The 20,849-nt window shown below is 45.2% G+C and carries 20 protein-coding genes; 8 read left to right on the forward strand and 12 right to left on the reverse strand.

All coding sequences use genetic code 11. From position 1 onward, the window contains the following. Positions 1–540: 540 nt before the first annotated feature. Entirely contained in the window at positions 541–1,407 is an 867-nt protein-coding gene (locus ACZ5ZC_RS02650) for a helix-turn-helix transcriptional regulator (protein ID WP_464931740.1), read from the reverse strand. 167 nt (positions 1,408–1,574) lie between these two features. Here ACZ5ZC_RS02650 and ACZ5ZC_RS02655 point away from each other — a divergent pair, with 167 nt between their 5' ends. The 4 genes from ACZ5ZC_RS02655 to ACZ5ZC_RS02670 all read left to right on the forward strand — a co-directional run bounded on the left by ACZ5ZC_RS02655 (position 1,575) and on the right by ACZ5ZC_RS02670 (position 4,956). Beyond that, complete coding sequence (locus ACZ5ZC_RS02655; RefSeq protein ID WP_054866892.1) at positions 1,575–1,820, forward strand: hypothetical protein; 246 nt, start codon at positions 1,575–1,577, stop codon at positions 1,818–1,820. A 529-nt stretch (positions 1,821–2,349) separates the two neighbouring features. Further along, positions 2,350–3,258, forward strand: coding sequence for a LysR family transcriptional regulator (locus ACZ5ZC_RS02660; protein ID WP_054866891.1), 909 nt, complete (start codon positions 2,350–2,352; stop codon positions 3,256–3,258). A gap of 301 nt (positions 3,259–3,559) precedes the next feature. Beyond that, entirely contained in the window at positions 3,560–4,465 is a 906-nt protein-coding gene (gene rimK, locus ACZ5ZC_RS02665; protein WP_005393586.1) for a 30S ribosomal protein S6--L-glutamate ligase, read from the forward strand. A gap of 62 nt (positions 4,466–4,527) precedes the next feature. After that, positions 4,528–4,956, forward strand: a complete 429-nt coding sequence (locus tag ACZ5ZC_RS02670; RefSeq protein ID WP_005393584.1) for an ATP-dependent zinc protease family protein — start codon at positions 4,528–4,530, stop codon at positions 4,954–4,956. 66 nt (positions 4,957–5,022) lie between these two features. On the opposite strand, the gene ACZ5ZC_RS02675 is transcribed toward ACZ5ZC_RS02670, so the two are convergent. After that, positions 5,023–5,748, reverse strand: coding sequence for an MBL fold metallo-hydrolase (locus ACZ5ZC_RS02675; protein WP_046873896.1), 726 nt, complete (start codon positions 5,746–5,748; stop codon positions 5,023–5,025). Positions 5,749–6,071: 323 nt separating this feature from the next. On the opposite strand from ACZ5ZC_RS02675, the gene speA reads away from it, so the two are divergent. From speA to ACZ5ZC_RS02695, 4 genes are all read left to right on the forward strand, one after another. Beyond that, on the forward strand, positions 6,072–7,982 hold the full coding sequence (speA, locus tag ACZ5ZC_RS02680; RefSeq protein WP_258504690.1) for an arginine decarboxylase: 1,911 nt from the start codon (positions 6,072–6,074) through the stop codon (positions 7,980–7,982). A 1-nt stretch (position 7,983) separates the two neighbouring features. Further along, positions 7,984–8,904, forward strand: coding sequence for an agmatinase (speB, locus tag ACZ5ZC_RS02685; protein ID WP_005393578.1), 921 nt, complete (start codon positions 7,984–7,986; stop codon positions 8,902–8,904). Between the two features lie 411 nt (positions 8,905–9,315). Continuing rightward, positions 9,316–10,521 carry a multidrug efflux MFS transporter EmrD gene (emrD, locus tag ACZ5ZC_RS02690; protein ID WP_005393574.1) on the forward strand — a complete coding sequence of 402 codons (1,206 nt, stop codon included), beginning with the start codon at positions 9,316–9,318 and terminating at the stop codon, positions 10,519–10,521. A 310-nt stretch (positions 10,522–10,831) separates the two neighbouring features. Continuing rightward, entirely contained in the window at positions 10,832–12,997 is a 2,166-nt protein-coding gene (locus tag ACZ5ZC_RS02695; RefSeq protein ID WP_464931741.1) for a S9 family peptidase, read from the forward strand. Positions 12,998–13,212: 215 nt separating this feature from the next. On the opposite strand, the gene ACZ5ZC_RS02700 is transcribed toward ACZ5ZC_RS02695, so the two are convergent. The 10 genes from ACZ5ZC_RS02700 to ACZ5ZC_RS02745 form a co-directional block, all read right to left on the reverse strand. After that, complete coding sequence (locus ACZ5ZC_RS02700) at positions 13,213–14,208, reverse strand: porin (protein WP_006741232.1); 996 nt, start codon at positions 14,206–14,208, stop codon at positions 13,213–13,215. 215 nt (positions 14,209–14,423) lie between these two features. Continuing rightward, a complete protein-coding gene (locus ACZ5ZC_RS02705) occupies positions 14,424–15,293 on the reverse strand; it encodes a metal ABC transporter solute-binding protein, Zn/Mn family (RefSeq protein WP_464931742.1) in 870 nt (289 codons plus the stop codon). A gap of 22 nt (positions 15,294–15,315) precedes the next feature. Continuing rightward, a complete protein-coding gene (locus ACZ5ZC_RS02710; RefSeq protein ID WP_464931743.1) occupies positions 15,316–16,191 on the reverse strand; it encodes a metal ABC transporter permease in 876 nt (291 codons plus the stop codon). Next, the gene (locus ACZ5ZC_RS02715; RefSeq protein ID WP_464931744.1) at positions 16,191–16,919 is read right to left on the reverse strand and encodes a metal ABC transporter ATP-binding protein; all 729 of its coding nucleotides are present in this window, start codon (positions 16,917–16,919) and stop codon (positions 16,191–16,193) included. The genes ACZ5ZC_RS02710 and ACZ5ZC_RS02715 overlap by 1 nt, the downstream gene beginning before the upstream one ends. Continuing rightward, complete coding sequence (locus ACZ5ZC_RS02720; protein ID WP_464931745.1) at positions 16,919–17,845, reverse strand: metal ABC transporter solute-binding protein, Zn/Mn family; 927 nt, start codon at positions 17,843–17,845, stop codon at positions 16,919–16,921. The genes ACZ5ZC_RS02715 and ACZ5ZC_RS02720 overlap by 1 nt, the downstream gene beginning before the upstream one ends. A gap of 22 nt (positions 17,846–17,867) precedes the next feature. Beyond that, positions 17,868–18,422 (reverse strand): DUF6162 family protein, encoded by a 555-nt coding sequence (locus ACZ5ZC_RS02725; protein WP_054866887.1) that lies wholly within the window; start codon positions 18,420–18,422, stop codon positions 17,868–17,870. Next, positions 18,419–18,739: a hypothetical protein gene (locus ACZ5ZC_RS02730; RefSeq protein ID WP_046873904.1), complete on the reverse strand. Its 321-nt coding sequence runs from the start codon at positions 18,737–18,739 to the stop codon at positions 18,419–18,421. The genes ACZ5ZC_RS02725 and ACZ5ZC_RS02730 overlap by 4 nt, the downstream gene beginning before the upstream one ends. Positions 18,740–18,781: 42 nt before the next feature. Beyond that, a complete protein-coding gene (locus tag ACZ5ZC_RS02735; protein ID WP_054866886.1) occupies positions 18,782–19,612 on the reverse strand; it encodes a DUF4198 domain-containing protein in 831 nt (276 codons plus the stop codon). A 15-nt stretch (positions 19,613–19,627) separates the two neighbouring features. Then, on the reverse strand, positions 19,628–20,167 hold the full coding sequence (locus ACZ5ZC_RS02740) for a DUF2271 domain-containing protein (RefSeq protein WP_006741224.1): 540 nt from the start codon (positions 20,165–20,167) through the stop codon (positions 19,628–19,630). A 21-nt stretch (positions 20,168–20,188) separates the two neighbouring features. Then, positions 20,189–20,818: a PepSY-associated TM helix domain-containing protein gene (locus ACZ5ZC_RS02745; protein WP_085344263.1), complete on the reverse strand. Its 630-nt coding sequence runs from the start codon at positions 20,816–20,818 to the stop codon at positions 20,189–20,191. Positions 20,819–20,849 lie beyond the last annotated feature (31 nt).

Here is a 20,849-nt window from a genome sequence, read left to right on the forward strand (position 1 = left end):
GGAGGTTGTGCGGAGTGAATGTGATTGTGGCGTTTTTGAGCTGGCAATCAGCGGGAAACGGCGTTCCACTGCCAGCTCGTGCCTTTAGGTATCATTAACTATGATTTTTTAGCTGGTGCGTCTTTCGTGTCTTTCCAGTATTGAATGCGCACACGATGTAGCTGAGCTCTTCTAGTCTTTTTCATAGTAAAATCCCTCATCTTATATAAGTAACGCTCCTTATGGAGCTTATTGTCTAAGGTCGAATCCCCTTCAATCTATAAGGGAACCAATTATTTAACCGTGACCAATTTCACAACATAATGATAATTACCGATTTCTTGCAGTCATCTTTGGCTAGTAAACGGCGTATTATCTCTCTGACACGGTTAACTTACTCACCAGATATGACAGAAAAATGGCAATCAAGTTCCCTATATTATCTGTCACTGAATCTTAATAATGATTCCTGAAAAATTTTGCAAGTAAGATATCAATTGCCCATCACTTTCAGCCGAGTAACTCTTTTCGCGTTCGTGATCGCAGTTGTGTGCGACCCAATTAAGGCTGGATTCGCTGCTGATATTGCTGGCGGTACTCGCGTGGCGTAAGCCCTTTATACGTTTTGAAGTGACGATTAAACAGGGCTTGGTTTCGATACCCTACTCTCTCAAACACAATTCCAATCGGCAAAGGCGTTGATTGCAGCAAATCTGCGGCATGATTGATCCGCAATTTCATTAGGCGTTGGCTAAACGGCTCTTTAAAGTGCTTTTGAAACAATCTTGTGACCGCACTTTCACTCAGCGATAAGTAGTTCGCCAAGTCTGCGAGCGTCACCTTAGTTGCAAAGTACTGTTCGAGATACGCGTTGACACTTGCCACTCGTTCTCTTTCCTGTAATTCGTGTTCACTCATCGATAAGTAAGAGTGAGTCATCAGTGTTTTCGCCCCTTCGTCGTGAGCAATCAGAGACAAAACATGGAGAAATCTCGATAGTTGCTCCATTGCAGGAAACGTCATGAGCTCATGTAGAAGATCCACAACGTGCTGAGCTGTCCGCTCAGAAAACACCACACCTTTGTTGGCCGCCTTTAAAAGCGGATCAAGCTTTCTAAGCTCTGCGCAATAGAACATCAAATTGGCAATCCACTCACGCTTAAACCAAATCACATGAGTCTCGCACTTGCTTTCGACCAATGTGGAGTGAATTGAATGAGGCACACCAGGCGCGATCAATAGCATTTGGTTGTGAGTCACTTCTAATTCGTGATGACCAATATGCAAACTGCCAGTGAAGTGGCGATGGATGACTAATTCAAACACATCATCGTGAAAATGGAGATCGTACTCTTTTTCTGGCCCATCAATGCGACGATAGCGCCAAGAAAAACCTGGTCTTTGCGGTACTTTTTCGATGTGTGCCATTGGCTACTCCACAAAATAGTATTGTTTCACGCTCAAATAATATCAGTATTGCCAGCTTAATCTTCATCACGCCGAAATAGTATTGATATTAAGCGGCATACTATCAACTTTGTGTCGTCACGCTCCTTATTGTTGCCTTGAAAGACAAGATAACTAAGGAGGCTTTCATGAGTCACTTCACTGTCAAGCTACGCCAAGTCCTGCACAAAACACGTGATGAATGGGCAACATTCGCCATCAAAGAAATGGAAATTCCACCTGACACTATCGCCAAATTTTATGGCTACAAATCGAGTTGTGATCTTGAGCAAATTCTTAAACAGGATGTAAACGACGCCAATTCGGACATTTGCTCGATACCTTGTGCGACATCTCTTACAAGCAATGTAAGCAAAACGACCATCATTGACTAAGACAAAATCGAAAAATAAACATAACCCATTGAAAATTATCACTTATACTATTTCAAACAATATTCACTGCCAAAGTTTTTTTACCTAGCTAATTGAGAGTAATCAGCAAAACATCAATACTGATTGTGTCGACAGGATGTTGGCGGGAACAGGAAAAAAACCTAATGGACTAGGTATCTTCAGGATGAAGATTTGGTAGCTTAGGATGAGTTATCAGCAAGGATGTAGTTAAGCTCTAGGATAGAGTTCGCCCGTCAGGATGATAGGCAAGAATGGACACCGCTAGGAAGGCGATGAACAAGGAACTCGGTTAAAGGACTTAACCACAATCAAGGATAGATGCAGGGAGCACCTATAGTAGCCGGATTGCTGCGAAAAAGAATAAGCCCCGTCTGGGAAACCAGGCGGGGTTTTATTTTGTCTGCTATTTATTATTCGCGAGGCACCCGATTCTCTTGCGTCGATTTATTTCGTGCCGTGCTATCATTTTCTCTACGTCTTTCAGCAAGCTCACAGCAAATCTCACATTATGCTTAATCCTGTTTGGTTACATACATTTAAGACATTGATTGAAGTCGGTCATTTCACACAAACGGCAGAAAAACTTTTTATGACCCAACCTGGTGTCAGCCAACACATCAAAAAGTTAGAGCAAAGTTGTCAGCATGCGCTGATCAAACGTGAAAACAAAAGCTTCGAATTAACAGAGCAAGGTCGGATTGTTTACGCCTACGCGCTGGAGTTAGAAGAAAGAGAGAAAGCGTTGCTCGAAGAACTCAGTTTTGATGATGCATTTTCAGGTCACTGTAAACTGGCCTGTTCTGGCGCAATGGCATTGATGCTGTATGGCCCTCTTTTAGAAAAGCAAAAACAGCACCCAGGCTTATCGCTGCATTTAGAAGCCGCACCCAATCACTCGATTCTCAATGCAATAACGGAAGGAAGCATTGATATTGGAATCGTAACTGATGTTCCTCACAAAGGTTTATTTCACAGTGAAAGAATTGGTAAGGAGCAGTTGTGCTTAGTCCTACCTAATCAATACCGCGAAAGGCAGATAACACCACAACTCTTGCACGACTGTGGTGTCATTGCCCATCCTGATGCCAAGCACTACATGACGCTGTTTTTTGACCAATGCGCGGAACAAGAGCTCCAAGAAATTAAGATAAGCGATTTACCATTATCCGGCTACGTGAATCAATTAAGCCAAATTTTACTGCCTGTGAGTAAAGGACTCGGCTTCACCGTGCTGCCTCAAAGTGCTGTCGACAACTTCCCACAAAAAGATACCTTGCACATCGCACAACTGAAAAACACCGTGTGTGAAGAGTTATTTTTAGTTCGCAAACGCAGCCGTGTTCTGCCACTGCGCTATCAAACAATTAAAGATGTGTTATTGGACGTCATCACAAACTCAAAACAAACTACAGAATAGCCTAACGTTTTAAACTCGTCGTAATCCGTTTGCTTAAAAAAGTCCACAGACAACTTCCGGCTTACGACGCTGAGAATGCCCGATGATTCAACAAATTATTTTTGTCGTAACGACGAGTTTTTTTCGTTTTCTTCTCGCGAGAAAAAAACCTAAGGTGCGCACCTCTAACGAAGTGGTTGTCCAACCACACATCTAAATCGTTGAAGTCAGTAGGTAATATCACCTAAATATCACATACCTGCTGCATTCTATACTCTATACTTATATTTTTAATTTGGTACTGACTTACTAAGGAATTGCCATGCGTATTGCTATTCTCTCTCGTAATGAGAATTTATATTCAACCATGCGCCTAAAACAGGCAGGTGAAGAGCGTGGACATCAAGTAGACGTCATCGATACTCTGCACTGTTATATGGACATTACGAGCAACAACCCTAAGATCCGCTATAAGGGTGAAGAATTGCCACAATACGACGCTGTGATTCCTCGCATCGGTGCATCCATCACATTCTACGGTACCGCGGTTGTACGTCAGTTTGAAATGATGGGCACATTTTGTGTCAACGAATCGGTCGCGATCAGCCGCTCTCGTGACAAATTACGCTCGTTGCAACTGTTATCGCGTAAAGGCATCGGCTTGCCGCGCACTGGCTTTGCCCACCACCCTGATAACATTCAGGACGTGATCAAAAATGTTGGTGGCGCACCTCTAGTGATTAAATTACTAGAAGGAACTCAAGGCATCGGTGTTGTGCTTGCTGAAACCAACAAAGCAGCAGAAAGCGTGATCGAAGCATTCATGGGGTTGAAAGCAAACATCATGGTGCAAGAGTTCATCGAAGAAGCTAAAGGCGCTGACATACGTTGCTTTGTTGTCGGTAATAAAGTGATTGCAGCGATGAAGCGCCAAGCGAAAGAAGGCGAGTTCCGCTCTAACTTACATCGCGGCGGCTCTGCACAGTTAGTGCGACTAAGCAAAGAAGAACGCGCTACTGCGATTAACGCGGCAAAAGTCATGGGGTTAAACCTATGCGGTGTAGATATCCTTCAATCTAAAAACGGCCCAGTGGTAATGGAAGTGAATTCTTCACCAGGTCTTGAAGGTATCGAGCTCGCTACAGAAAAAGACGTTGCTGGTATGATTTTCGACTTTATCGAGAAAAACGCAAAACCACACGCAAACCGTACTCGTGGTAAAGGTTGATAATTGTTTGAGTGAGAGCCTGCTTAGTAGGCTCTCGTATTACTCATCGCTAGGATGACACTATGAATCAGAAAATGATCATTGGGAACGCCGAAGCTATTTGCTTACCTGAGTTAGGGATTACTCACCTTGAAGCGCGCATTGATACGGGCGCACAAACCTCTTCATTGCATGTAGATAACATTGATTGCTTTGAAAAAGATGGTCAGTCTTACGTTGCATTCGATCTACACCCGGATGTTTATCATTTAGAACAAGTGGTTCGCTGCACAGCGAAGCTAAAGGCAAACCGTAAAGTTAAATCTTCAAACGGTACCTTTGAGCATCGCTGCGTTATCACCACCATGCTGCGCATGGGTGACAAACAATGGCCAATCGACATTACGTTGACCAACCGTGAAAAAATGACTTACATGATGCTGTTAGGTCGTCAGGGCATGGCAGACAAAGTGCTGGTAGACCCTAGCCAATCTCATTTATTGGCATCTTAACCCCGTAGCTTCAGATGAGTGATCGAGCATCTTTGTTGAGCATCACTCGTCTGGCTTTATCTTCGTCTACTTCCTACTAAATAGCGCAAACAACAATCCCTTCGCTTTGACCTTTGTAACGCGCCAATGGGTCATCGGCTTAGTTGGCGCAGTATGCAGAATGTGCTGATACGCTTTCTCATCAAAAGTCACCTCTCCCCCATGCGCCAAAAGCAAACATTGCGGATTCATCTCAAACACACGCTTTAATGATTGGCGATATTGGTTTGGATGAAATATGGGAAACGGCGCAATAAGATGTTTCTTAACCTGCACCATCAAATCCGCCACATACAATACATCTTGTTCAGAATGATAAACCGACAAATCTCTATCGGTATGTCCCTGCGTTTCTAGCACCTGCCAATCATCAAACCCCGGAATACACTCACCATCGATGAGTTCTATATCGGGCTTTAACTTGCGCGAATACCACAGGTTTTGCTTTGGTTTACGCATCCGGTTCGCCATCCAGCGCGCTAACATCAAATCGGTCAAATGCATTAGCCAACCATCTACACCGCTATACCATTGGCTCTCTCGCTTTGCGGCCAATAGCTTACATCCAGTTAAATCACGCAGTTTGTGTGCGCCACCAGCGTGGTCTGGATGCATGTGAGTTACAACGACCAACTTTAGGTCAGAAAAAGGACGATGGAGTTGATGTTCAATAAAATCTTTAAGGTGAGGAATATCTGCTCGACTTGCACCATCAAGCAACATTAATTTATCGGGATATTCGGCGAGATACATGGTCTGAATGTATCCCTGAATTCTGTGCAGCTGCAAAATATGTCCTTATTTGAGTGAGATTTTTCATGACCGCTTCCTTGCTGGTCAGACCAACTATAACAGCTGAATGGACGCTCTGGTAAACAAATGTTCACATCAGCGCACGATAAGAAATCATAATCGAGATGATAGATTTTAATCATTAGACTCAGCGGCACTTTTATCCGTTAATGCGCGCACACGGAGTTCGTGTCAGGGTATGAGGTTAATGCCTCATGATTTGCTTTTTTGTACTTTTCCTTCTAGTTAATTAAGGACTTAAGTACATTTTTGTGAGAATCGAGTTGGAAAAAGCAACTAAATTAGACCGCATCCGCGCGGACTACAACGTTCACTACTGGAGCCAAGGTTTCTACGGTATTGATGACCAAGGCGAGGTTTACGTATCACCTCGTAGTGATCGTGCACATCAAATCCCTTTCAGTGCCATTGTAAATGAGCTAGAAGCGAAGCAGTTAAATCTGCCTGTATTAGTGCGCTTCCCGCAAATCGTGCACCAACGTGTGCATGGAATTTGCCACGCTTTCAACCAAGCAATTGAAGAATACCAATATCCAAACAAATACCTGTTGGTGTACCCAATTAAAGTAAACCAACAACGTGAAGTGGTGGATGAAATTCTAGCGAGCCAAGCTCAACTAGAAACCAAACAGCTTGGTCTTGAAGCGGGTAGCAAGCCAGAATTGTTGGCAGTACTTGCATTGGCTCAACAAGGCAGCTCCGTGATCGTGTGTAACGGCTACAAAGACCGTGAGTATGTGCGTCTTGCACTGATCGGTGAAAAGCTAGGCCACAAAGTATTCATCGTACTAGAGAAGCTTTCTGAGCTGGATCTGGTGCTAGAAGAAGCGAAAAGCTTGGGCGTAAAACCGCGCCTTGGTTTGCGTATTCGCCTCGCCTCTCAAGGTGCGGGGAAATGGCAAGCAAGTGGCGGTGAAAAATCGAAATTTGGTTTGTCTGCATCGCAAGTGCTTAGTGTTATTGAACGTCTGAAACGCGAAGGCAGCCTAGATGCGATGCAACTGGTTCACTTCCACCTTGGCTCACAGATGGCAAACATCCGTGATGTACGTAATGGTGTGAATGAGTCTGCACGTTTCTACTGCGAACTGCGCGCACTGGGTGCAAACATCGAATACTTCGATGTGGGCGGCGGTTTGGCAGTCGACTACGACGGCACACGCAGCCAATCATCGAACTCGATGAACTACGGCCTTGCAGAGTACGCACGTAATATCGTCAACACAGTGGGCGACGTGTGTCAGCAATACGAACAACCGATGCCAGTGATCATTTCAGAATCCGGTCGTTCACTGACAGCGCACCACGCTGTGTTGATTTCTAACGTAATTGGTACAGAAACGTACCAACCGGAAGAAGTGTATGAACTTGGCGCAGATTCTCCACTTTTGCTACAAAACATGTGGCGAAACTGGGAAAACTTACAAGATGGTACAGACGCTCGTGCGTTAATTGAGATCTACAACGATACCCAAAGTGATTTGGCAGAGGTACACTCTCAATTCGCAACTGGCGTGCTTAACTTGGAGCAACGTGCGTGGGCAGAGCAACTGTCACTGCGCATTTACTTCGAACTAAGCCGCAAGATGAGCACTAAAAATCGCTTCCACCGTCCGATTCTGGACGAGTTGAGTGAACGTCTTGCAGATAAGTTCTTCGTGAACTTTTCTCTCTTCCAATCTCTACCAGATGCTTGGGGTATTGATCAGGTGTTCCCTGTTCTGCCACTTTCTGGTCTTGGCGATGCGGAAGAGCGTCGTGCGGTAATGTTGGACATCACCTGTGACTCTGATGGCGCGATCGATCACTACGTTGATGGTCAAGGCATCGAGAGCACGCTACCTGTACCAGCTTGGAGCAAAGACAAACCATACCTAATGGGCTTTTTCCTAGTAGGCGCATACCAAGAAATCCTTGGTGACATGCACAACCTATTTGGTGACACCCACAGTGCAGTAGTCAATGTTGATGAACACGGTCAATTTGAGATCAGTTACATCAATGAAGGTGATAGTGTAGAAGACATGATGCGCTACGTTCATATCGACGTGGATGCGATTCGTGACAATTACAAACAATTGGTTTCCCAAAGAGTTGAAGCCAATGAACAAGCACAAATCCTAGCAGAACTAGAACAAGGTCTAGCGGGATACACCTATTTAGAGGACTTCTGATATGAATGATTTGTTTACTAAAACCGATTATTCGCTTTACTCCAACTCTATGTCGTTTTTACGTCTACCGTACATTCGTAATCCGGTATCGGCAGACGCAGACGTTGTGGTGCTAGGGGTTCCTCTGGACATGGCTACATCTGGTCGTCCAGGCGCACGCATGGGGCCAGATGCGATTCGCCGTGCCTCAGTCAACTTGGCATGGGAAGGTAAGAAGTTCCCGTGGGACTTCAACGTATTGGATAAGCTGAAAGTGATCGACGCGGGTGACCTCGTGTTCGATTGCGGTGATGCGGAAGATTTCACTTACCGTCTAGAGGCAGCAACCAGTGAAATTCTAAAAAGCGGTAAAACCATGTTGGGATTGGGCGGTGACCACTTCATCACACTGCCTATCCTGCGTGCCTACGCGAAGCATCATGGTCAAATGGCTCTGATTCACTTTGATGCTCATACGGATACCTACGCAAATGGCAGTTCATACGACCACGGTACAATGTTCTACCATGCGCCGAAAGAAGGTTTGATCTCAGCGAAGAACTCCGTACAAATCGGTATTCGTACTGAATACAAACAGCAGGATCACGGCTTTAATGTGATTAATGCGATGCAAGCGAATGACATGTCGGTGAACGAGATCTTAGAAGAGATTCGTCGTACCGTCGCAGATAAGCCAGTGTATGTTACTTTTGACATCGACTGCTTGGACCCAGCCTTCGCACCGGGAACAGGTACACCCGTTTGTGGTGGCTTGAACTCAGACAAAGCGCTGAAAATTATTCGTGGCTTAGCCGGTATGAATATTGTGGGTATGGATGTTGTAGAAGTATCGCCTCCGTACGACCACAGTGATGTTACCGCATTAGCGGGAGCAACCATCGCGCTAGAAATGCTTTACGCATACGCATCTGGCCGAGAATAAACATAATCATTTCTAAGGGAGCTTCGGCTCCCTTTTTATTCATGGTGCCTTCTCCAGTCTTTTCTTCGTTCGAACCATGTCTTGCTCTGGCTAACCAAAACAATTCTTCTCCCCTCGATTTTAACCATAAAAACCAATGACCTATAAGTAGGTTTACATTCACAACAAATAAGAGATTTAACGTAATTCAACAAAGAAAAGCAGCCTATTTCCGAATGCAAATTAAGATTAGTTTTTCTAATGCATATTATAGATTTTTATCTTGCTCAACTTCACACTTTTCGATTGCTAATTGTACACGCAAAGACTAATATCTCGCGCAAATAGCCCCGTAACACCAAAAGTCTGTTGGCACTCTGCATTAGAGCGCTAAGGGTTTTTACGTCTTAAATTTTTTGGAGAGATACGCAAATGTCTGCTTCGTTTCCATTAGCGAAACTTACCTTTTTAATCGCAATATTGACTGCCGTGGGTCAAATGACCCAAACAATGTACGTGCCTTCAATCGGTCATATGGCGGGTGAGTTTTTGGTGTCTGCGTCATCACTTCAAGCTGTGATGGCTTGTTACCTGATTCCATATGGCTTATCGCAATTCGTGTACGGTACGTTATCGGACCGCTTAGGTCGCAAGCCAATCATCATAGCAGGCCTACTTATCTACATCGTAGGTACATTGGTGGCGCTCTTTGCACACCAATTTGAATGGTTCTTGATTGGTAGTTTCATCCAAGGTTTAGGTATTGGCTGCGGTGGTGCGATGTCACGTACTCTGACTCGCGACTGCTTTGAAGGTTCTGAGCTACACAGAGCAAATAGCTTAATCAGCATGTGTGTGATTTTCTCACCATTGTTGGCTCCCGTACTTGGCGGCTACTTAACCGAAGCGTTTGGCTGGCGCTCTAGCTACCTATTCTTAGCGCTGTTTGGCATTGCAGTGGTGATTACCATGATGACCAGCATGATGGAGACGCTACCAAAAGAGAAACGCAAGTTCGAACCAGTAGCCAAAAGCTACAAACACGTTTTGTCTGACCGCCGCTTCCAAGGCTTTTTGATCTGCCTAGTTGCGACGTTTGCTGGCGTAGGTGTGTTCGAGGCAGCAGCTGGGGTATTGCTAGGTGGTGTATTGGCATTACCAGCAACAACGGTAAGTTTGCTGTTTATCTTACCGATCCCGGGTTACTTGGTGGGTGCCGGCTTATCTAGCTACATCGCGCAGCGTCGCTCTGAGCGTCGTGCTTTAAATGTGGGCTTGGTATCGATTTTTGTTGGTTCAGCTATTGTGCTCATCCCTGGCTTGTTTGGTTTAACCACGGCGTTAACGCTGGTTGGTGGCGCAACCGTGTACTTTTTGGGTGCGGGTATCCTATTCCCAGCCGCAACAACCGGAGCAATTGCGCCATTCCCATACCATGCAGGAACAGCAGGCGCGACATTGGGTGGCATGCAAAACTTGGGAGCAGGTATTGCGACCTTGCTTGCATCACTATTTCCAGCGCATAACCAGATGCCACTAGGTGTTTTGATGATGGCAATGTCGGTAATTGCAATGCTTGGGCTCATGTGGGTAAATCGAGCGCACAACCACTCAAACGAAGTGCCGCAAGTCATCTGATCATTATCGACTAACGTTCAAAATCCAAAAGGGACACACTAAACTAGTGTGTCCCTTTTTCATATCACACTATATCGATTTACCGATGAGAATGATTTAACTTTCGAATTGATATTTGTTAAAAATAACAGCTGCTTACACAATGTGTTTTCAGCTCCCTTCAAATTGAGTAGCCAACTCGGAAATATTGAGAATTCTCACTTTTTCGGCACACCCCATAACAAAGAATGGACAACTGAAAACCACTAACGAAATGAAAGCCCAGCCCTCAGGATGAGGCCACTTGGGTGTATAATAAGGACAAAAACAGATGCGTTTCACTTTAACTACGTTGGCCGTCTCGGTCGCGCTTGTCGCCGGATGCAGCAATCAAGGAACTCCCAGCATGACTCAATACTCCCAATCACAGATCGTTGCTCAACAAACTCAAGCTCCGGTTGCGAAAAAAGTCCCTCACGCGATGACTATTCATGGTGATACTCGCGTTGATAACTACTACTGGATGCGTGACGACGAACGTAAAGATCCGGAAATTTTGCAGCACCTAGAGCAAGAAAATCAGTATGCGGAAACCGTTCTCAAGCACACTGAAGCTCTTCAAAATGAGCTATTGGAAGAAATTAAAGGTCGCATAGCAAAAGACGACAACTCCGTTCCTGTGCGTAAAGGCAACTACTTCTACTCAAGTGAAGTGACCGGAGATAACGAATACGAAGTTCACCTTCGAGCTGAAGACTTTGCAGGCAAAGACAAGCAAGTCATTTTAGATGTCAATGAACTTGCAAAAGAACATGAGTTCTTCAGTATTGGCGGCTTGTACGTTAGTCCGAATGAAAACTTACTAGCGTATGGCGAAGATACATTAAGCCGCCGCGTTTACACTCTTAAGATCAAAGACCTGAAAACAGGCAATTACCTACAAGATGAAATCGAAGGCGCCTCAAGCGCGATTGCATGGCAGAACGATAACAACGCCTTTTACTACATCAAAAAAGATCCACAGACCTTGCTGGGCTACCAAGTGTATCGTCATGTTTTAGGCACGCCACAAAGCAGTGATGAGTTGATTTTTGAAGAAACCGACAGCGCCTATTACACCTCACTAAGCAAAAGCAAAGATGGCGAAGATATTTATATCTGGCATTCCAGTACAGAAACCAGCGGCGTCTCCATCATCGATGCGAACAACCCTAAAGCAAAGGCGAAGCCTTTTTATCCTCGTGAAAATGGCATTGAATACAGCATTTCTAAGCTAGGCGATTGGTATTACATTTATACCAACTATCAAGCCGTGAACTTCCGTTTGATGAAAGTTAAGCAAGAAGAGATGCACGATCGCTCTAAGTGGCAAGACGTGATCGCCGCAGACGACAACACTCAACTTGTCGACTTCGAGCTATTCGATGATCACCTCGTCTATGAGCAGCGCTCTAACGGCTTAGCAAGCGTCACTGTACGTCAACTCTCAACAGGAAAAGAATTCCCCCTCACATTTAATGACGATGCGTTTGCTGCCTATTTGACAGGCAACCTAGAGCTGGATAACGAGAAAGTTCGTATTTATTACAGCAGTTTAACCACTCCAGGAACCTACTACGATTTCGATCTAAAAACGGGCGAGTCAGAAATCATGAAGCAAACACCTGTACTTGGTGATTTTAATCCTGACAATTACCAATCAGAACGCATTATGATTACAGCCCGTGACGGTAAAGAAGTACCCGTTTCTTTGGTGTATCGTAAAGACTTATTTAAGAAGGATGGTACGAATCCACTCTACCAATATGGTTATGGATCTTATGGTGCAACCATTGAGCCAACTTTCCGCTCGACACGTTTGAGTCTATTAGACCGCGGCTTTGTTTACGCCATCGCTCATATCCGTGGATCTGAAATGCTTGGCCGTCCTTGGTATGAGGATGGTAAAAAACTCACCAAGCAAAACACATTCAACGACTTTATTGATGTAACTAAAGGTTTGGTTGAACAAGGCTACGGCGCGAAAGATAAAGTCTTCGCTGTTGGTGGCTCTGCAGGTGGCCTCTTAATGGGGGCTGTCATCAACCAAGCACCAGAACTGTATCGCGGTATCGGCGCTCATGTTCCGTTTGTGGACGTGGTAACCACTATGCTCGATGAATCAATTCCATTGACCACCAATGAATATGATGAATGGGGTAACCCAAATAACAAAACATACTATGACTATATGTTGAGTTACTCGCCTTACGACAACATCAAGGCGCAAAACTACCCAAACATGTTGGTAACGACTGGCTTGCACGACTCTCAAGTACAGTACTTTGAACCAATGAAGTGGGTCGCCAAACTTCGTGAAATGAAGACAGACGATAACGTCTTGTTGTTCAAAACCGATATGGAAGCCGGACACGGCGGCGCATCTGGTCGATTTAAACGCTTAAAAGAAGATGCGCTAGAGTATGCGTTCTTCCTCGATTTACTCGATAAAAAATAATCGTTTCAATTGAACTGCATCTCTAACAACAAAAATGCCCGCAACTTGCGGGCATTTTTTATAGACGCGCTCTCTAAACAGAGAGTTGGGGTACCTAAGCACATCATTACCAGTGTCTCTTATGACCAACGGAAAGCAGAAAGAAAAACGCCTACTCACAACGAGTAGGCGTTAACACAATAAATGTGTTTAGGCAGTAGAAACTGGCCTATTTATTAGAAGTAGTAACGAGCACCTAGAGTCCAGTAGTCGTTCTCTTCGCTAGTGTAATCGTTACCTAGGTCAAACTGGTAAGCAGCAAACGTTACGAAAGCAGGAGTTACAGCGTACTCTGCTTGTAGCGCAGTTTCGCTTGAAACTGTCTTGTTGTCTTCTTCGTCTTCTACGCCTTCGTAGTTAACGCTGAATGTCCAATCGTTCACGCCGTATGCCAAAAGAGCTTCAATTTGAGAAGTCTCTTTACGCATCTCGTAGAAGTAATCGTTCATACCGTATACTACTGCTGCGTATAGACCTGAACCGTACTGACCGTAGTTTACAGAGAATAGGTGTGATTCAGCGTTCTTAGTACCTAGAGTCGCGTTTTTAACATCACCGCCGCTGTATACGTAGCCTAGGCCAAAGCCAGCTACAGAACCGCTCAGTGCAACTTGACCACGTTGCTCGTATGTTGTTGCATCTGAAGTTTGCTCACCTTGCCAACCTAGACCTAGGTTGAAAGCAAAGCCTTCACCAAATTCAAAACCTTTACGGTAGCTAAGCATTTTATCAGCACGAGCTGAGCCTAGGTTGCCGTGGTTGTCGTACAAAAAGTCGTTCGCAAACGCGATTGGTAGATCCGCAACACCAGCGACATCGTAGTAAGGTGACCATTGAGTACCTGCAACAAGGCGACCGTACTGCTCGTGAGTTGCACCGATGTAACCTAGACGAGTTTTGAATGACTGTTCACCACCATTTAGGTAGTTAAGCGCCCATTCGCCTTTAGCGTCGATAGTGATACCGTTGCCAATGTCTTTCTTACCCGCGACGTTAATACGTGGAGACACTTGATGAACTTTCACATCTTCCTCGTAGTACTCACCCACGCCAACTGAAACGTGACCGCCGATCGATAAAGATGTACCATCGCTGTTATAAACTTCTGCTGCGAAGGCCTGTGAACCACATGCTAGTGCCGCCACTGCAACGGCTAGAGTTTTCATTTTCATTGTTAACATCCGTATAGTTGTTTGTACCGGTTCGCTTAGAGACAGATTAAATCCGAATCAATCGCAACGAACACATAACAAAGTAGTAATGAAATAGAAATGAAACAAACACTTTCTTATGCAACCAGTGGTATTAATGCTCACGTTTTGAACTAAGTCACAAAAAAATAGGGAACTTTTCATTCCCCATCATAAAATCTGTGGCTTTTTACGTGTCACATCTCCCAACGTGCGAGTGGCTTCTCAGTTTTGATACCCTTACTGCCCCAGCGGTCAATAACATCAATTTGCAGTATACGACTCGGTTTAATAAGCGATGTCAAGGTTTTCGACGGTCGTTTATCCGTCACTAACCATAGCGTTTTATCTTGTTCAAACTGAGCTTTTAAAGATAATTTGTCTTCTTCTGTCCACTCGAGTTCTGGCTTAAATTCGCGCCCAACCACAAACAATTGGTTGCCAGAGGCAAAGTCCTCTAGTGACTCACTCATCAGTACCACTGAATCGATGCCTTTAGCGAAGATCTCTGCCTGTTGTTGGTTGATCAGTTCACGCACATTGAGCATAAAAGCCTGTTGATTCGTTTGAATCGCCTTTTGGTGTTCAGGATATACACGTTGTAGATCCTCTCCAACAATGCCCGCCATTCGGATTAAGTTTGTAGGGTTCAGCCACGCGTACTTCGATGTTGACCCGTTTTCCAATGTCAGTGCTGCAACTCCTTGAGCTCTAGGAGAAATGGCCTGCGATGCATCGATTTCAATCAAGTGAATGTTGCCCTGTCGAGCGTAAACATAAGTCGGGTCTTGTTTCCAAATCGCACCAAGAGTAATAGCAACCGTCGCGGCTTGACCCGCTTGCTTAACTTGCTCTGTACCTTTATTTGCGAACCAGTTCTCAAGACGCTCAACGCCGTAACGCTTTGGAGGCAGATACTGAGTCTCTATCCCTGTACCTTTCATGAGCTGCTCAGACAACATGTACGTGACGGGAGTGCTGGTTAAAATGTCTTTGGCGCTTGCCAACGATGGAAGTGTCGTCGCTATAACCAAACCAAAAGTTATCGCTAATTTTTTTATCTTCATGTTCATTACTTTATAAAAAGGGTTACGCTTTTTGGATAATTCGGTAAACCGTTGCTGTTAGGAAAAAGGCCGCAGAAACAATGATGATGGATGCGCCTGATGGCACTGGTAGCTCAAGCTCCATCGGCAGTATGGTTCCGACTAAACACGCAATGGTTGCCAATAAAGAAGAAAGGAGAACGAAACTGCCCATGCGTTTAGTCAATAACCTAGCCGTTGCACCAGGAATCAGTAGCAATGCACCAACCAATACCGCGCCAATAATCTTTACCGCGGCGATGGTGACCAAGGTGATCATCATGACAAATAAGTAATCATAAAAGCTGGTATTAAAGCCGCGTACACGTGCAATATCCGGGCTGATACAAGTCAGCAAAATGCGGTTAAACGTAGGAATAAGAAGCAGTAATATGGTCAAACAACTGATCGCTAAAATAAGGATATCGTTGTCCGTCACCGTCAAGATCGATCCAAACAACACGTTCTCCAACATGTGAATGTTGATCTTACGAGCGACGTACATTAACAGCGCAGCACCAACCGCTAACGCTAGTGCAAGAAAAACCCCAACCAGTGTGTCGTAAGGTACATTCGTACGATTACGAACAAAGTGAAGCAACAGCGCAAAAATCATACAAAAGCTAAACAATCCGATGATCGGATTCTCTGGCGGCTCACCGAGTAACACACCAATCGCGATTCCGGTAAGCGCAGCGTGCCCAACCGCTTCGGAGAAAAAAGCCAGTCGCTTGGCGATTACTAATGTACCAAGGCCACCAAGTAACGGTCCTAATATCAGCGCTGCCACAATTGCGTTCACCATGAAGGCATAAGAAAAGCTATCGCTTAACCATCCAGCTTCAACGCCGCTAACCGCTAACTCTCGTAACCAATTCATTATGCAGCCTCCACTTTTGCTGTGTAGTGCTTGAATAATGTTTCTATACGATCGGGACTTAATACATCTGAATGGTGCCCTGACGCCACAATTTGACGATTTACGACATGGACCTGCGCATCTAAACGGCGCACTGCGGTCACGTCATGGTGTACTGCCAGTACCGTTTTGCCTTCTCCAACGACTTCATGAATCAAACCTTCAAGGTACCGAACACCTTGCTCGTCCATCCCAGTTGTAGGTTCATCTAAAACCAATAAATTGGGCTCATCCAGTAAAGCTTGCGCAAACAAAACACGCTGTTGCTCTCCGCCAGAGAGTTGCCCCATACGACGATCGCAACGCGTTGCCATGCCCACACGATCAAGCTGGGCCAGAGCATGTTGAGTTTGCTTTGTTTTACGTCGCCAAAATAGAGGAATACGGGTTTGATTAAGCAGCACAAAATCCATCACGGTTAACGGGAGGCTTGCCTCGAACATCGCCTTTTGTGGTACATATCCTATCTTACCCGATGCAGCTGATGGCTCTGGCCAATTGAGTTCAATGTTTCCCGAAAATGGTGTTAGCCCAAGTATCGAACGAAGCAAAGAGGTTTTCCCACCACCATTCGGCCCCATGATAACGTGGCATTTAGCGCTCTCGAATTCAGCGCTGATGTTCTGCAAAATAATATTGTCGGCGTATTTTAGGCCCACGTTACTTAAGGAAACGGAAGGTCCAGTCATTACGCCTTTTCCCCTGCTCGCTTGCTCGCAACAAACTTCATTGCTTCAATAAGCGTTTCCACGTTATCTCGCATCTCAACCTCGACTTTATCAGCCTCATACTCACCGTGAGTCATGTGAGAAAAGCGATAAAGCTGCACCCCTGTCGCCTCTTCGATGGTATCAACAAAACGGTTCGGCATATTGAGCTCATAGAACAGCACATCAATGCCCGATTCACGAATTTTCTCAATCGTTTCCTGCAACTGACTGGCACTTGGTTCAACGCCATGAGCAGGCTCAATGACAGCTGCGACGTCAACACCAAACTCCTGAAGGATATAGCCGTAAGCATTATGGGTTGTCGCCAACTTCATACCAGCCGTGTCCAACTCACCAAGAGACAACATTGCATCACGCTTCATCAGGCGGAAAGTTTTCGCATATTTACGAGCATTTTGGCGATAAAAAGTAGCGTTGTCTGGGTCCAGTTTACTTAGCTCACTCGCGATGGTGTAAACCTTTTGAATAGTGGTCGATAGACCAACAAAGGTGTGAGGGTTCACTGCACCTTGACCAACTGACTGCCCCATCGCCGGTAACAGAGGCACTTCTTTGTTCGCTTCGATAACCACGAGATCATCACGCTGAGAGGCTTTGATCACTTTCAGTGCAAAATCGTCATGACCAATACCATTGATCACTATCGCATCCATTTCATTCAAACGTTTAAGATCATTGGGTTGCGGTAAATAGTTATGAGGGTTAAAACCAGCATCGACCAGAGGAATGATGTTCGCCTTGTCATCAACAACAGCTTTGACATAGCTGTAATAAGGTTGAAGCGTAATACCAATACTGAGTTTATCGGCAGCAAAGCCTGTAGAAGACACCGTCAATAACACGGTGGCTGTAAGAATACGACGTAAAAGAGAGCGTTTGATCATAGTACTTATCAATTATGTTGTCTTAATGGGCGTGAGAATGGGAAGAAGAGGAATCTGACAGAACGATTTGTTGCCAGCCATGCTGGCGGCGTTTTGCTAGATCGCTTAGTACCTCCGCATTTAACGATCGGCTAGAATCACTAAACCAAATATCAGCTTGAGAGCCACGGCTATCCAGAAGCATAGAGGCAGAACCTTGGGCATTTTTCTTCATGCCAATGTAGACTCCGTCATCGATTCGTTTCCACTGATGAGACCCTTTGCGCTTCCAGTTTTGGTCTTTTACGAATGGAGCAATCCAAAGCGCCTCCATGTCAGAGACCTCAGGCCAAGTTCCAGTTTCTAGCTGCAAATCACGAATCTCTTCATGAGCAAGCTTAAGTTCAGCGATCAAACCCAACTCGTTTTGATGTAAGTCCGTGATTAAAACTTGATGAGCCTGTATGTCTGGCTTTTCAGTCGCAACCTGATGGTAGGGCATAAGTATGGCTGCTGAACTGAGAATCGCTGCGATTGTCAGTGCGACCCACTTTCCTTCTCGGTTACCATCATCAGGGCGAACTTTCTGTACACTCATTTCTCTTTCAGCTCAACGATATCCACTTCCACCGGGCTTTCATGTCCGGCATCAAATACCAAATAGAAATCTGTTTCAGGGTGAGTAAATTCTGCGATGGAACGCTTATCTGTTTTTTCTTTGGCGATCAGATTGTCGTCGTAATCGTACATTTCGACATCGTAGTCGACCGCTGTCGATCCATCCGAGTAGCCCGCTTCACAAATCACTTTATCTTGCGCCAAGTGACAACTCATCAGAGGGAAGTGTGCAGCAGCGTGAAAAGAAGCAAATCCAGAAAAAAGCAAAGCAGCTTTGAGAAGAGAAGTGTTATTCATGATGATTCCAAAATGGCCCAGCGATTGCTGAGCCTAATTCGATTAGTTAAGTTGAGTTTCAAACGTAAGGTGAACATTGGCACTCGCTTTATCCGCCAATGGATTATCTTTTAATTCACCTTTGTAGTTCGCTTTCATTAAGTAGCGCCCTGCGACCTCTGGCGTGAAGATCACTTTGCCATCTTCATCACTCACCACATCGATTTGTTCTTGATGGTTTCGGTACATAGTGCCTTCACGTGTGATCTCCGCTGTGACGCCCTCTTGTGGCTCACCATTGAAGAAAAACTGGAAAGTGACTGGTTCACCTTCAATGATGTCCGATGGATGCGTGACTGGCTTCATCTCCAGCATTTTTCCTTCAATCTCCAACGCTTTTTCCGTTGGCATACCAACCGTGATGTAGCTTTCTGCTCGGGTGTAGCTCAGTTGTGTAACCACATCACGCGCCTGTTTTGGAAGTACATCATGACGCTCAGCTTTGTTTGCTCGCGCCCATTTCACCGTATCACGACGACCCGCTTTGTATTGGGTGTAGTAGCTCAGCTGATTATTGATCGCGACTTTGTGCGTGCCTTCTTCCGTAAAAAAGAAATCAAACATAGAACGACGTTTGCCACGAACAACAAAGTTAGGACGCTCAGAACGGCCATCCGGCATCACCACGAACGCTTGGTCACTACCCGCAGGCTTATCAAAAACAAACGTCCCGTGAGAAGCAGTAACATCAAATGTCAGCCAGTCACCGCCTTCTTTTGAAACCGTAAAGTGAGAAGGCAGAACCCAACGTGGATGCGCTTGTGCGGTGGTTGTTGCAGCCAATCCCATTGCCATTACACTCGCCAATGCCACTGCTTTGATTTTGGTTTTCATTGTTGTGTCCTTTAATCACTTAACTTGATAATTGACGGTGATGACACCCGTCTCTTGAGTTGGTTTAAGCTCATAGCGCACTTCACTGTCCGCTAGCGTTATTTTTTGACGTAAGTAGTTTCGCCCACCATGTTCACGAACAACTTCGACGTACAACGTGTAATTTCCTTGCTCCAAACGCTTTCCTGCATCATTGGTTCCGTCCCAGACAAAACGGTACTGTCCAGCAGGGCGCGTTGCAGACGTCACCGCATCAACAAGTTCACGATCATAACGACCCGCTTTTCTCCACCAGCTGCGCAGGTCTTTTAGCCATTCGTCTTTTCCTACCCATAGCTGAATGGTTTTAACCGGTTTACGCTGGTCATTTTCAACCCACACCGCCACATAAGGGCGTGCGTACATTGAAGTGTCTATCTTTGGAAGTTCGAATTCGAAATCGATCTTCGCGTTATCTGGTAGAGGAGCCGCAGAAAGAGAGAAAGGAGCAAAAGCCGCGATCAAAGCGGCTTTACAAAAGTGATTACGGCGGAAAAATCTTCCTGTGTTCAACATAAGTGTTCTCAAAAAAAGCTGTTATGGAACAGCAACAAAATAAATCACGAGCGACAGTAACGTACCAAAGCTCATCCATTGCATTGACGTTCTAAGCGTCTTCTTCTTAGGCAGTAATAAGCACACACCTGTTAGAACAAAAAACACCATCAAAAGCGCAGTGACGTCGATAAACCACTTCCAAATCCCACCACTGTTGCGGCCTTTATGTAGATCGTTCAGCAGCGCAACAATACCGTAGTGCGTCGTTTCAACCTCTGCCGCACCGGTGGTCATATCAATAAAGACCGTAGCGTTATAACCTGGGCCTTTAAAATCCATAGACAGCTCTCCGAGTAACAACTCACCTTGCTCAACTTCGGTATACACATCTAGTGCGGAGGGAGTGCCGCGAAGCTCGGTTTCTTTAGTCAAGAAAGCCACCAGCCCTTCACGATTAGGTTGAAAGGTATCTGAATGTGAGAATAGAACTGAGTGTGGAACCGTAAGAGTATGTTGTTGAATGATAGGTTCACGGCGTTCAAATAATTCGGGGCGATTGAGGGTAATACCAGTTATTGCAAAAAACAGCGTAACTAAGAGAAGAGCCATCGAAATATAGATATGTAGGCGGCGAGCCCAAGTTTGAACACCTTTGCTTTTAAGCAACATAGAAACAATCATCACCAATAAATGTGGGGCA

This window comes from Vibrio sp. JCM 18905 (assembly GCF_055393305.1).